The 12,876-nt window shown below is 58.4% G+C and carries 18 protein-coding genes; all 18 read right to left on the reverse strand.

All coding sequences use genetic code 11. The features are described from left to right. Positions 1-55 precede the first annotated feature (55 nt). The gene (gene rpsI, locus HMPREF3055_RS02160) at positions 56-547 is read right to left on the reverse strand and encodes a 30S ribosomal protein S9 (protein WP_005505036.1); all 492 of its coding nucleotides are present in this window, start codon (positions 545-547) and stop codon (positions 56-58) included. A 32-nt stretch (positions 548-579) separates the two neighbouring features. Beyond that, positions 580-1,023, reverse strand: a complete 444-nt coding sequence (gene rplM, locus HMPREF3055_RS02165) for a 50S ribosomal protein L13 (protein WP_005505035.1) — start codon at positions 1,021-1,023, stop codon at positions 580-582. Between the two features lie 364 nt (positions 1,024-1,387). Then, positions 1,388-2,353 carry a tRNA pseudouridine(38-40) synthase TruA gene (gene truA, locus HMPREF3055_RS02170; protein WP_049353769.1) on the reverse strand — a complete coding sequence of 322 codons (966 nt, stop codon included), beginning with the start codon at positions 2,351-2,353 and terminating at the stop codon, positions 1,388-1,390. A gap of 174 nt (positions 2,354-2,527) precedes the next feature. Then, positions 2,528-3,181: a 50S ribosomal protein L17, sunset domain variant gene (gene rplQ, locus HMPREF3055_RS02175; protein ID WP_070688577.1), complete on the reverse strand. Its 654-nt coding sequence runs from the start codon at positions 3,179-3,181 to the stop codon at positions 2,528-2,530. Positions 3,182-3,286: 105 nt separating this feature from the next. Next, on the reverse strand, positions 3,287-4,279 hold the full coding sequence (locus HMPREF3055_RS02180) for a DNA-directed RNA polymerase subunit alpha (RefSeq protein WP_005505031.1): 993 nt from the start codon (positions 4,277-4,279) through the stop codon (positions 3,287-3,289). A 138-nt stretch (positions 4,280-4,417) separates the two neighbouring features. After that, positions 4,418-4,825, reverse strand: coding sequence for a 30S ribosomal protein S11 (rpsK, locus tag HMPREF3055_RS02185; protein WP_005505028.1), 408 nt, complete (start codon positions 4,823-4,825; stop codon positions 4,418-4,420). Between the two features lie 68 nt (positions 4,826-4,893). Beyond that, positions 4,894-5,262: a 30S ribosomal protein S13 gene (gene rpsM / locus HMPREF3055_RS02190; protein WP_005505026.1), complete on the reverse strand. Its 369-nt coding sequence runs from the start codon at positions 5,260-5,262 to the stop codon at positions 4,894-4,896. Positions 5,263-5,441: 179 nt separating this feature from the next. Beyond that, complete coding sequence (gene rpmJ / locus HMPREF3055_RS02195; RefSeq protein WP_004005257.1) at positions 5,442-5,555, reverse strand: 50S ribosomal protein L36; 114 nt, start codon at positions 5,553-5,555, stop codon at positions 5,442-5,444. Positions 5,556-5,679: 124 nt separating this feature from the next. Then, positions 5,680-5,901 (reverse strand): translation initiation factor IF-1, encoded by a 222-nt coding sequence (infA, locus tag HMPREF3055_RS02200; protein WP_005505018.1) that lies wholly within the window; start codon positions 5,899-5,901, stop codon positions 5,680-5,682. A gap of 286 nt (positions 5,902-6,187) precedes the next feature. Further along, positions 6,188-7,402 carry a dual-specificity RNA methyltransferase RlmN gene (gene rlmN / locus HMPREF3055_RS02205; RefSeq protein ID WP_049349259.1) on the reverse strand — a complete coding sequence of 405 codons (1,215 nt, stop codon included), beginning with the start codon at positions 7,400-7,402 and terminating at the stop codon, positions 6,188-6,190. A 123-nt stretch (positions 7,403-7,525) separates the two neighbouring features. Then, positions 7,526-8,365 (reverse strand): type I methionyl aminopeptidase, encoded by an 840-nt coding sequence (gene map / locus HMPREF3055_RS02210; RefSeq protein ID WP_070737709.1) that lies wholly within the window; start codon positions 8,363-8,365, stop codon positions 7,526-7,528. A 119-nt stretch (positions 8,366-8,484) separates the two neighbouring features. Beyond that, a complete protein-coding gene (locus HMPREF3055_RS02215; RefSeq protein ID WP_005505015.1) occupies positions 8,485-9,048 on the reverse strand; it encodes an adenylate kinase in 564 nt (187 codons plus the stop codon). Further along, positions 9,045-10,352 (reverse strand): preprotein translocase subunit SecY, encoded by a 1,308-nt coding sequence (gene secY, locus HMPREF3055_RS02220; protein ID WP_012903060.1) that lies wholly within the window; start codon positions 10,350-10,352, stop codon positions 9,045-9,047. The genes HMPREF3055_RS02215 and secY overlap by 4 nt, the downstream gene beginning before the upstream one ends. A gap of 280 nt (positions 10,353-10,632) precedes the next feature. After that, positions 10,633-11,079 (reverse strand): 50S ribosomal protein L15, encoded by a 447-nt coding sequence (gene rplO / locus HMPREF3055_RS02225; RefSeq protein ID WP_005505008.1) that lies wholly within the window; start codon positions 11,077-11,079, stop codon positions 10,633-10,635. Between the two features lie 2 nt (positions 11,080-11,081). Beyond that, positions 11,082-11,288, reverse strand: coding sequence for a 50S ribosomal protein L30 (gene rpmD / locus HMPREF3055_RS02230; protein WP_004005265.1), 207 nt, complete (start codon positions 11,286-11,288; stop codon positions 11,082-11,084). Positions 11,289-11,290: 2 nt separating this feature from the next. After that, positions 11,291-11,935: a 30S ribosomal protein S5 gene (gene rpsE / locus HMPREF3055_RS02235; protein ID WP_171840195.1), complete on the reverse strand. Its 645-nt coding sequence runs from the start codon at positions 11,933-11,935 to the stop codon at positions 11,291-11,293. Positions 11,936-11,964: 29 nt separating this feature from the next. After that, positions 11,965-12,324: a 50S ribosomal protein L18 gene (gene rplR, locus HMPREF3055_RS02240; RefSeq protein ID WP_005505006.1), complete on the reverse strand. Its 360-nt coding sequence runs from the start codon at positions 12,322-12,324 to the stop codon at positions 11,965-11,967. A 2-nt stretch (positions 12,325-12,326) separates the two neighbouring features. Continuing rightward, positions 12,327-12,863, reverse strand: a complete 537-nt coding sequence (rplF, locus tag HMPREF3055_RS02245; protein WP_005505004.1) for a 50S ribosomal protein L6 — start codon at positions 12,861-12,863, stop codon at positions 12,327-12,329. Positions 12,864-12,876 lie beyond the last annotated feature (13 nt).

The raw sequence follows: 12,876 nt of genomic DNA on the forward strand, positions 1-12,876 counted from the left end.
CGCCCCGATTCTCCCGAAGGAGAAGCGGGGCGTAACGCTTCGTAAAAACCAGCGATTAACGCTTGGAGAACTGCGAAGCCTTGCGTGCCTTCTTAAGACCAGCCTTCTTACGCTCGATGACGCGTGCGTCACGGGTCAGGTAGCCAGCCTTCTTCAGTGCGGGGCGGTTGTTCTCGCGGTCGATCTCGTTCAGTGCACGAGCGATACCCAGGCGCAGAGCACCTGCCTGACCGGAGGGGCCACCACCGTTGATGCGTGCGATGACGTCGTATGCACCCTCGAGCTCCAGGAGCTTGAAGGGCTGGTTGACGTCCTGCTGGTGCAGCTTGTTGGGGAAGTAGTCTTCCAGGCTACGACCGTTGATGGTCCAGTTGCCGGAACCCGGCACAACGCGAACGCGTGCCACTGCTTCCTTGCGGCGACCAACTGCTGCGCCTGCAACGGTCAGTGCCGGACGTGCTGCCTTAGCCGCTGCGGGGGCAGCGGACTCCGAGGTGTAGCTGGTCAGCTCTTCCTCGACTACGATCTGCTCTTCGTTCTGAGCCACGATTTCTCCTATTGTTTCTTCGTAGGCCCGAATTACTGGGCGACCTGGTTGAATTCGTAGGTCTTGGGCTGCTGTGCCGCGTGCGGGTGCTCGGGGCCAGCGTAGACCTTCAGCTTCTTGAGCTGCTGTGCAGCAAGCTTGTTCTTGGGCAACATGCCCTTAACAGCCTTCTCAACCGCGCGAACGGGGTTGGTCTCAAGCAGCTCTGCGTAGTTCACGGACTTCAGACCGCCGGGGTAACCCGAGTGGCGGTATGCACGCTTCTGCTCGAGCTTTGCACCGGTCAGGGCGACCTTCTCAGCGTTCACGATGATAACGAAGTCACCGGTGTCAACGTGGGGAGCAAAAGTCGGCTTGTGCTTACCGCGCAGCAGGATAGCGGTCTGGCTTGCGAGGCGGCCGAGAACAACGTCGGTGGCGTCAATGACGTGCCACTGGCGCTCGACTTCGCCGGGCTTGGGAGTATAAGTGCGCAAAATATTGGCCTTTGTCTCGAAATGTACATACGGCGCTTAGTTGGGTATCGCGCCTTTTACTTACGTGCATGACGAACACCCGGGTGAGGACCGAGCTGCCGCCCGTTCTGCCCGTACTCTAGACCGCCTTAACGTCCTGCAACTAGACAGCGATTTAGAGCGCGCTCGGGTAGAACACGCACAACATATCAAGACTATACAGGACGTCGAGTGCTTAATCCACCGCCAAAGCCTTAAAAATAGGGCTTTTTTGCCTTAAACACATTTTAAATTCCATCCGTGTAATTCATCTGAGGTAGTTGCGCTCCCCCGCGATGGTTCACGGTGCATGAGCAACGTGACGGGGCTCAATATATACAGGGCGTTAAGCGCTCTGTGCTTCGTGGTCTTCACGCTTTGCTCGAGCACGTTCCGCTTGCTCTCCATACAACTCCGGAGCAGGGTAGTAAATCTCAGCCAGAGCGAGCGCATGCGGAGGCGCCAGAGTCAGCGAAGCCTCGCGTCCCGGGTTCTCGATCCGCTCACGCAACCAGGCGGCGTCACGTTTACCCGTGCCGTAGAGCACCAACGCGCCCACAAGTGAACGCACCATGTGATGGCAGAAAGCATCAGCCACCACACGCACCTCAATAAGGCCACTTTCAGTACGAGTGAAGCTAAGCTCTCGCAGCTCACGAATCGTGGTCGCGCCTTCACGCGGCTTGCAGAAGGAGAGGAAATCGCGCAGACCGAGTAGCTGCTGCGCCGACTGGTTAAGATCAGCACAATCCAGGTGCTCAGGTACCGCCCAGGTGTAGGTACGGTGCAGAGGATTAAGACCGTCCGCCGCGCCATCTGCAATGCGATATACGTAGCGGCGACCGGTAGCCGAGAAGCGCGCATCAAATTCAAAAGAAACTTCGCTCACGCGGTGAATCTGAATAGCGCCCTGCAGAATACCGCGGACATTCTTCGGCAAGTTCAACTGCTCTTCCGCATCGTAAAGACAACGCTGAAGAGCGCCGGTGAGGCGGCGCCCCAGGGCAGCCGTCGGGTCGTCCTCCCCCGTTCGGCCTTGCAGGCGAGTCCAATCCTCATCGTTCAGATCGCAATGCAGAGTCTGAGCCTCCGCATGCACACCGGCATCGGTTCGACCCGCGACCACCACGCGGTGAGGCGCCCGCAAAATCAGTTCAAGGGCATTCTCAATGACCCCCTGCACGGTAACCAGGTTCGGTTGGGCAGCCCACCCGCTAAAAAGAGAACCGTCGTAGGCACAATCAATTCGCACGCGGTGCGTAGCAGTGAAGGGCTGTTCTTCACGGTTCTCTAAAGCAGTAGCGTTATGCATTGGTGTGCCTTTCAGCGGTAAAGGACGGTTGAAGAATACGGATCGGCTCTTGTATAGCGAATGCGCAAAGAACCGTCTCCTCGTTAAGTATGCAGATACACCAATCCGCCGCCCACAGCAGTGGACGGCGGATTGACATATTTTAGGCTTAGCCTAAATCAGCTGGGATCCGTATTACTCGGAAACCTTCTGTGCTGCTGCGCCACCTGCGGGGGCGTAACCTGCAGCCTCTGCCGACTCAGCGGAGTCGAACCAGATTTCAGCCTTGGTGCTGGAGTACCAGCGGGAACCGGGCACGTGGTACTTCATGGAATCGGCGTTACCCTTAACCTCGAAGCCCTCGGGAGCCTCGCCGGACTCCAGGGGTGCGTGGGAACCTGCGGGCAGGCCCTCAGCCGCTTCAGTCTTGGGAGCCTCAGCTGCCTTCTCAGCAACCTTGGTTGCCTCAGCAACTGCACCCTTGGTTGCAACGGGCTCCATGACGAGCTCGATGACTGCCATGGGAGCGTTGTCACCCTTACGGTTACCGATCTTGATGATGCGGGTGTAACCACCGGGGCGCTCTGCCATTGCCGGAGCAATAACGGTGAAGAGCTCGTGCACGACGGACTTGTCGGTGATGGAACGCAGCACGCGACGGCGAGCAGCCAGGTCGCCCTTCTTACCGAAGGTGATGAAGCGCTCTGCCACCGGACGCAGGCGCTTTGCCTTGGTCAGGGTGGTGGTGATGCGCTTGTGCTGGAACAGCTGCGCCGACAGGTTGTTGAGCATGTGGCGCTCGTGGGTCGGGGAACCGCCGAGGCGGGGACCCTTAGTGGGAGTAGGCATAGTTAAATCTCCATAGTTGCGTTCCCTAACGCCCCAGCAGCGGAGCCTCTTAGGGAATCAAGTTTGACTGATCCCGGTGGAACCGGGTGAACTATTCGGTCGAAATTATTCGCCGGAACCGTCTTCGTCATCAAGCGGGCGTGCAGCAGGCTCGAAACCGGGAGGGGAGTCCTTCAGAGCCAGGCCGAGCTCAATGAGCTTTGCCTTGACCTCGTCAATGGACTTAGCACCGAAGTTACGGATGTCCATCAGGTCAGCTTCACTGCGGGTCACGAGCTCACCCACGGTGTGGATGCCCTCGCGCTTGAGGCAGTTGTAGGAGCGGACGGACATGTTCAGGTCCTCGATCGGCAGTGCCAGATCAGCGGCCATGGACTCGTCGGCGGGCGACGGGCCAACTTCGATACCCTCAGCTGCAATGTTCAGCTCACGTGCCAGGCCGAAGAGCTCGACCAGGGTGCTGCCTGCAGAAGCAACGGCGTCACGCGGTGCGATGGCTTCCTTGGTTTCGACGTCCAGGGTCAGGCTGTCGAAGTCGGTGCGCTGCTCAACACGGGTCGCGTTCACGCTGAAGGTAACCTTCAGAACCGGGGAGTAGATGGAGTCAACCGGGATACGGCCAATCTCGCCATCGCCGACCTTGTTCTGAGCTGCAGTCACGTAGCCGCGACCGCGCTCGATAACCAGCTCAGCGTTGAAGTTTGCCGAGGCGTTCAGGGTTGCTAGGTGCAGTTCCGGGTTGTGGATCTCCACGCCAGCGGGAACCTCGATGTCGCCTGCGGTCAGTTCACCTTCGCCCTGCTTGCGCAGGTAGGCCACGACGGGCTCGTCGTTCTCAGAAGAGATGGAGAGCTTCTTGATGTTCAAGATGATCTCAGTGACGTCCTCGGTCACGCCGGGAACGGTGCTGAACTCGTGCAGTACACCATCAATGCGGACGCTGGTAACAGCGGCGCCGGGGATGGAGGACAGCAGAGTACGGCGGAGGGAGTTACCCATGGTGTAGCCGAAACCGGGCTCCAGAGGCTCGATGGTGAAGCGCGAGCGGTTGGGCGCTACGACCTCTTCAGTCAGAGTGGGGCGCTGTGCAATAAGCACTTTGTTTCCTTTCGGTGAGCTCCGCTATATGAGCCCACAGGTTGGGGAAAACATATCTTAGGAAGCAGACGGGTGTCTGTACTCTCCGGGTACAGCTCCGTGGAGCGTACCCGTCGAGGGATTAGGTCAGGGACCTAATTAGACGCGGCGGCGCTTCGGGGGACGGCAACCGTTGTGTGCAACGGGGGTAACGTCCTGAATCGAACCGACCTCGAGGCCTGCAGCCTGCAGGGAGCGGATTGCGGTTTCGCGACCGGAACCGGGGCCCTTGACGAACACGTCAACCTTGCGGACGCCGTGCTCCTTGGCGCGGTTTGCAGCAGCCTCAGCAGCCAGCTGTGCGGCGTAGGGGGTGGACTTACGGGAGCCCTTGAAGCCCATGTCGCCAGCGGAGGACCAGGAGATCACTGCACCGGTGGGATCGGTGATGGAGACGATGGTGTTGTTGAAGGTCGACTTGATGTGAGCCTGACCAGCAACGATGTTCTTGCTAACCTTGCGGCGGTTGGTCTTACGAGCTGCCGCAGCGCGAGTCTTGGGAGGCATTTTTGATTCTCCTACAAAGGTTTTCTAATACGTTGGTCGGATAGAGATATCCAACAGAGCAACGTTGCTTACTTCTTCTTACCTGCGACGGTACGCTTCGGGCCCTTGCGGGTACGTGCGTTAGTCTTGGTGCGCTGACCGTGAACCGGCAGGCCGCGGCGGTGGCGCAGGCCCTGGTAGGAACCGATTTCAACCTTACGGCGGATGTCAGCTGCAACCTCGCGGCGAAGATCACCTTCAACCTTGTAGTTGCCTTCGATGAAGTCACGAAGTGCCACGAGCTCCTGGTCGGTCAGGTCCTTGACGCGGGTGTCAGGGTTGACGCCGGTAGCAGCGAGGGTTTCGTGTGCACGGGTCTTACCCACGCCGTAGATGTAAGTGAGAGCAACTTCCACGCGCTTTTCGCGGGGAATATCAACTCCAGCGAGACGTGCCATACTGGCTTCTCCTTGTTGTTTTCCAGAGGTCTATAGCATCACTGCCCGGGTTGTTCTGACCCGGTCCCCGGCCTCTGAGTCCGGAGGTATCCGAAGGCGCCTCGTGGGCGTTGCTTCGGAGCGGTGCCTATGACAATTCCGCCCTCTTATGGGGCGACTATGAAGTCAGCTGCTAGGGATTAGCCCTGGCGCTGCTTGTGGCGCGGGTTTTCGCAGATCACCATGACCACACCGTGACGGCGGATCACCTTGCACTTATCGCAGATCGGCTTAACGCTCGGCTTGACCTTCATCGCATTCCTTTTGATTGCAACTTGATTACTGGCGAGATAAGAGGTTCCCTCACTTACGTTGGGGAACTGCGTTATCCCTTTGAACACGATTTAAACGCCGCCAGGGGCGACGCTTATCTCGGGTTTACTTGTAACGGTAGACGATACGACCTCGGGAAAGGTCGTAGGGGCTCAGTTCCACTACTACTCGGTCCTCAGGCAGGATGCGAATGTAGTGCTGACGCATCTTGCCCGAGATGTGTGCGAGAACCTTGTGGCCGTTATCCAGCTCAACACGGAACATCGCGTTGGGCAGAGCTTCAACCACAGAGCCTTCAATCTCGATGACGCCGTCTTTCTTAGCCATATCCTCCGCTAACGTCGGTGCCCGTCGCAGGTGCGGCGGGCAGATGTATCTTCTGTTTGTGAGCTCACCGCGGTGAGGTGCTGGGGCGTTTTAAGGCGCACTTAACACTGGCACAAACAACCAACTGTTAACTCTACGGCAAAGAGCTGGGAAAAACAACCGTGATATTTATGACATCAGGCACTTAATGTTTAAAAGGAAGAAGCCCCTCCCCCACGTTCCTGAAAGTCTTATTGACTTCCCTCCGCAGGAAAGGGGCACCGTTCACCGGTCACAGCTCAACTGCTTAGTCTTCCTTAGCGGCAAGCTGACCGCATGCTCCATCAATATCGGAACCGCGAGTATCACGAATAGTCGTCGGAATACCGTGGGCACGCAGACGCTCCACAAAGTTCTGCTCAACGCCCTTACGGGATGCCGTCCACTTCGAACCCGGGGTCGGGTTCAGCGGAATCGGGTTCACGTGCACCCAACCACGGCCGCGCTGCGCCAGCTTCTTACCGAGCAGATCCGCACGCCAGCCCTGATCGTTAATATCGCGAATCAGCGCGTACTCAATGGAGACGCGGCGGCCGGTCGTACGGTAGTAGTCGTACGCAGCGTCCAGAGTCTCGTCGACCTTCCAACGCTGGTTAATCGGGATTAGCTCATCACGCAGCTCATCATCCGGAGCGTGCAGGGACAGCGCCAAAGTAATGGGCAGCTTCTCCAGCTCAAACTTACGAATGCCGGGCACCAGACCCACGGTCGACATGGTCAGACCACGAGCAGAAATACCGAGGCCCTCGGGGGAAGGATCAATCAGGCGGTGCACAGCACCCATGGTTGCCTTGTAGTTAGCGAGCGCCTCGCCCATACCCATGAAGACAATGTTGGAAACACGCAGCGGACGAGTATCCTCAGAGCCGCCTTCTGCTTCTTCCAGGCCCTTCATCTGCTTAAGGTAGCGGGCACCGGCAACGACCTGCTCCACAATTTCTGCAGTGGACAGGTTACGGGTCAAACCCTGCTGACCGGTTGCGCAGAAGGGGCAGTTCATACCGCAGCCAGCCTGCGAAGAGATGCACATGGTCACGCGGTTGTCATAGCGCATGATGACGGACTCGATGAGCGCACCGTCAAAGAGGCGATGCACAACCTTCAGGGTATCGCCACCGTCAGCCTCGAGGGTACGGACCGGGGTCAGAAGCTGGGGCATCGCCTGTGCGACCATCTGCTCGCGGTCCTTAGCCGGCAGGTCAGTCATTTCGGCGGGGTCAGTGACCAGACGCTCAAAATAGTGCTTGGACAGCTGGGACGCACGGAACGACTGGTAGCCCAGTTCCTTCAGAAATTCGCGGCGACCAGCCATGTCGAAGTCAGCGATGTGCTTGGGCGGCTTCGCACGGCGCGGTGCTTTCAAGGCAATCTGGCCGGGTGCGGGGCGAACGTTCGAGATTTCAACCGGCACCTTGGTCGTAGCGGGTGCGGTTGCCTCGCTGCTGTTGAGAGTTTCGCTCATGGAGCTTCTTCCTTGTGATGTGGATGCTTTCGGATGCGCTATCACGCACCGGACCGGATTCGCCGGTTTCTTCGGGTGGAGGTGGGGCAGCTAAAGGTGGGTTCCCCTCCCCAGCGGTGAGAGTTAGGCGGGGATCGGAACCGGGATTACGCCGAAGCGAGCAAGTTCGCTGGCGCCGCCGTCTTCTGCGGTCAGAACCCAGATGCCGTCGCTGTGCACAGCAACGGAGTGCTCCCACTGGCACGCATCGGAGCCGTCAACGGTCACAACGGTCCAGTCATCGGAGAGCACCTTGGTCTCGATGGAACCGGTGACGAGCATCGGTTCGATAGCGAAAGCCATGCCGGGCTTGATCTTCGGGCCCATGTCACGTACTGCGTAGTTCAGTACGTCCGGCGCCATGTGCATCTGGGAACCGATACCGTGACCCACGTAGTCTTCAATGATGCCGTACTTGTCGCCGTATTCTTCGGTCACATATGCTTCGATGGCAAGGCCGATTTCGCCGACCTTCTTTGCGGTTGCCAGAGCGGCGATGCCGTGCCACATTGCCTCGCGAGTGACGGCGGAGAGCTCTGCGCGTGCTTCGCTCACATTGTCACCGACCAGCACAGTACGTGCCGAGTCGCCGTGCCACTGGCGGTTGGTTGCGGGGTCGATAACGTATGCGCCACCGTCGATAGAAAGGATGTCGCCGTCCTTGAGCACGTAGTCGCCGGGGATGCCGTGAACGACCTCATGGTTGACGGAGGTGCATACGGTTGCCGGGTAGTCGTAGTAGCCGTAGAAGTTGGAGGTGCCACCCAGTTCCAGCATGGTGCGTTCAAAAGCGGCGTTCACCTCTGCGGTGGTTGCGCCGGGGCGAGCTGCCGCCACTGCCGCATCGAGCGCGCGGCTGGTGATGACTCCTGCACGAGCCATCTGCTGAAGCTGTGCATTGGTTTTAATTTCGACTCGTGCCATTCTGGCTCCTTAGGTATAGGGGCGGTGCGCCCAAGCTTAGAACTCTACAGACAGCACTGTACCCCCGCAAGTCTTTGTGATGCATCATGCACCTCAAATTGCGGGGGTACAGCAGAAGATTACTTCAGAGCGTCGAGGATGCGCTCGGTGACTTCAGCAATCTCGCCGAGGCCGTTAACTTCCTTGACGATGCCGCGTTCGCGGTAGATTGCGATCAGCGGTGCGGTCTCTTCTTCGTAGACCTTCAGGCGGTGACGAATGACCTCTTCGTTGTCATCGGTACGACCCTGCTCTGCTGCGCGGTTGAGCAGACGCTCAACGAGTTCGTCGTTGTCTGCAACCAGCAGGAGAACTCGATCGATCTTCTCACCCTTGGCTTCGAGGATGGAGTCTAGCTCGTGCACCTGGGAGGTGTTGCGGGGGTAGCCGTCGAGCAGGAAGCCGTTGACGACGTCGCTTTCCTCCAGACGTGCGCGCACCATGTTGTTGGTGACAGAGTCGGGAACCAGGTTGCCGGAGTCGATGTACGACTTCGCTTCCTTGCCCAGCTCGGTCTCTTCCTTGATGTTCTTACGGAAGATATCACCGGTGGAAATCGCGGGAATCTTCAGCGCTTCAGCGATCTTGACGGCCTGGGTGCCCTTACCTGCACCGGGAGGGCCGACGATGAGCAGACGGTTCATCGGAGCAGTCCTTCGTAGTTTCGTTGTTGGAGCTGAGCGTTGATCTGCTTGAGAGTATCAAGACCAACACCCACCACGATCAGCAGCGAGGCGCCGCCGAACGGGAAATTCTGGTTTGCGTTGAATAGGATAAGCGCTACCAGGGGAATCATGGAAATTACACCCAGGTAAAGTGCGCCAGGCAACGTAATTCGGTTGAGTACGTAGCTGAGGTAACGCGCGGTGGGCTTACCCGCACGGATGCCGGGAATGAAGCCACCGTACTTCTTCATATTGTCCGCTACTTCTACCGGGTCGAAGGTGACCGCCACGTAGAAGTACGCGAAGCCAATAATCATGAAGAAGTAGAGAGCAATGTACAGCGGGTGATCGCCGCGCACCAGGTATGCGTTAATCCAGTTGACCCAGTCCGGCGGGGTGGAGCCGTCGGTGGGGGTGTTGAACTGGGCAATCAGGCCGGGCAGGGTCAGCAGGGAGGACGCGAAGATCAGCGGGATCACGCCGGCCATGTTGACCTTCAGCGGGATGTAGGTGCTGGTGCCGCCAATGGTGCGTCGACCAATCATGCGCTTTGCATACTGCACGGGGATACGGCGAACGGACTGTTCCACGTAGACCACGGCAAGCATGACCAGCAGGCCAATACCGCAGACAGCCGCGAAGATACCCCAACCGTGGGTGCGCTGGATGGAGCCCAGAGCGCTCGGGAAGGAGGAAGCGATGGAGGTGAAGATCAGCAGGGACATACCGTTGCCGACGCCACGCTCGGTAATCTGCTCACCCATCCACATGATGACGGTGGTACCTGCACACAGGGTGACGATAATCAGCAGGATGTGCAGTACGTCGTCCTGGGGGATGATGCCCGGGCAGTTACCCAGCAGAACGCCAGAGCGTGCCATCGAGACGATGGTGGTTGCATTCAGCAGAGCAAGAGCGATGGTCAGGTAGCGGGTGTACTGGGTGAGCTTTGCCTGACCCTGCGCGCCCTCATCGTGCAGCTCCTGGAATCGCGGGATGACCACGCGTAGCAGCTGGATGATAATGGACGCGGTAATGTACGGCATCACGCCGAGGGCAAAGATCGAAAGCTGCAGCAGTGCGCCACCACTGAAGAGGTTGACGATATCGTAGACGCCACCGCTTGTAACATTGGCGTTCAGACACTGCTGTACATTTCCGTAGGAAACGCCTGGCGCGGGGATGAAAGTGCCCACGCGGTACAGCACAATCATTGCCAGGGTAAACAGCAGCTTACGCCGCAAATCGGCGGTCTTGACGACTCGCCCGAATGCGCTCAGCACATGTCCTCCTGTAAGTCTATGGGGCGCCCATCCCTCTCAAAGAGTTTTAGGGCGCAGTAAACACATCTTCCAGTCTATCGTGTTTGGAGCGGGTAACGATAACTCCCTAGCAGATTATGTAGCTTTTATATTCTCTTAGCGTGATTTTTGAACGCCAAATGTGGCGCACACCAAGCGTTCAAATATACGAATACAGGAATATATCCCGTTGTGAGTCTTTCCGAGCAGCAAAAAGCCCCCGCCGTACAGTGTACGGACGGGGGCTTTCTCGTCTTGAAGACTACTTAACGGTTACAGAACCGCCAGCGGCCTCGATCTTCTCAATAGCGGAAGCCGATGCCTTGTCAACAACAACGTTCACCTTGACGGAGATTTCGCCGTTGCCCAGAACCTTCACGAGCTCGTTCTTGCGAACGGCACCCTTAGCAACCAGTGCCTCGACGGTGACGTCGCCACCGTTGGGGAACAGTTCCTGGATGCGGTCCAGGTTAACAACCTGGTACTCGGTGCGGAAGGGGTTCTTGAAGCCGCGCAGCTTCGGCAGGCGCATGTGCAGCGGCAGCTGGCCGCCTTCGAAGCCTGCACGAACCTGGTAACGTGCCTTGGTACCCTTGGTACCGCGACCTGCGGTCTTACCCTTGGAGCCTTCACCGCGGCCAACGCGGGTCTTTGCCTTGTGGGCACCCGGTGCCGGGCGCAGATCGTGAATCTTGATAGCTTCTGCCATCTTTACTTGACCTCCTCAACCTTCACCAGGTGAGCAACGGTGTTAACCATGCCAACGGTGACGGGGTCAGCAGTGCGGACTACCTTGTTGCCGGGGCGCTTGAGGCCCAGGGAACGCAGGGTGTCGCGCATGTTCTGCTTCTGACCAACATAGGACTTGACCTGGGTGATTTCCAGCTTTGCGTCGCTGGGCTGAATACGCTTGGCCATTACTACGCACCTGCCTTTTCAGACTTGGTGTTGCGCAGGTAGCTGGGGATAACCTCATCGGTGGGCAGGCCACGGCGGGCTGCCACTGCCAGGGGCTCCTCGAGCTCCTTGAGTGCTGCAACAGTTGCGTGAACGATGTTGATCTGGTTGGAGGAACCGAGCGACTTGGACAGCACGTCGTGAATGCCTGCGCACTCGAGTACTGCACGCACGGGGCCACCTGCGATAACACCGGTACCAGCGGTTGCCGGGCGGAGCATCACAACGCCTGCAGCTGCCTCACCCTGCACACGGTGCGGGATGGTGCGGCCTTCGATGCGGGGAACGCGGAAGAAGTTCTTCTTTGCTTCCTCGACACCCTTGGAGATTGCTGCGGGAACTTCCTTAGCCTTACCGTAGCCAACGCCGACCAGGCCGTTACCGTCACCAACGACGACCAGTGCGGTGAAGCTGAAGCGACGACCACCCTTGACGACCTTGGAAACGCGGTTGATGGTCACAACGCGCTCGATGTACTTGTCCTTCTCCTCCTCGCGAGCGCGGTTGTTACGGCGCTCACCACGGCCACGACGCTCGCCGCGGTTGTTGCGGCGCTCCTCGCGCTGGTTGGAGGTCTCAGCGGTTTCAGCTACTACTGCTTCGCTCACCTGAGTTTCCTTTACGTTCTGCTCGCTCATTAGAGTGCAAGACCTCCCTCGCGTGCACCGTCAGCAACGGCTGCAACACGGCCGTGGTACTTGTTACCACCGCGGTCGAACACGACTGCCTCAACACCAGCTGCCTTGGCGCGCTCTGCAACGAGCTCACCAACGCGCTTTGCCTTAGCGGTCTTGTCCAGGTCAGCTGCACGCAGCTCTGCTTCCATGGTGGAAGCGGATGCCAGGGTTACGCCCTTGACATCGTCGATAACCTGAACGAACATGTGACGGGTCGAACGGGTGACGCACAGGCGCGGACGCGCAGCGGTACCCGAAACGTACTTGCGGATGCGAGCGTGACGACGTGCACGCTGCGCTGCCTTCGACTTGATAGCCATGTTTACTTACCAGCCTTTCCGACCTTGCGGCGGATGTGCTCACCTGCGTAGCGAACACCCTTACCCTTGTAGGGATCGGGCTTACGCAGACCACGAATGTTTGCTGCAACCTGACCAACGAGCTGCTTGTCGATACCCGACACGGTCAGCTTGTTAGCACCCTCCACTGCGAAGGTAATACCCTCGGGAGCGGTGATGTTGATCGGGTGGGAGTAGCCCAGAGCGAACTCCAGGTCGTTACCCTTCGGGGTCACACGGTAACCGGTACCAACGATTTCCAGCTTCTTTTCGTAGCCGGAGGTAACGCCGATAATCAGGTTCTGAATCAGGGTACGAGTCAGACCGTGCAGCGAGCGAGACAGGCGCTCGTCGTTCGGACGAGATACAACGATCTCGTTTTCGTTCAGAGCCACGGTGATGGGGGAAGCTACCTTGTGGGAGAGCTCGCCCTTCGGGCCCTTAACGGTAACCAGGTTGCCATCGACCTTAACCTCAACGCCGGCGGGAACCGAGATGGGGAGACGTCCAATACGTGACATTATTCTCTTCCTT

Origin of the sequence: Rothia sp. HMSC061C12, from assembly GCF_001815755.1 — a bacterium.
Taxonomy (GTDB): domain Bacteria; phylum Actinomycetota; class Actinomycetes; order Actinomycetales; family Micrococcaceae; genus Rothia; species Rothia mucilaginosa.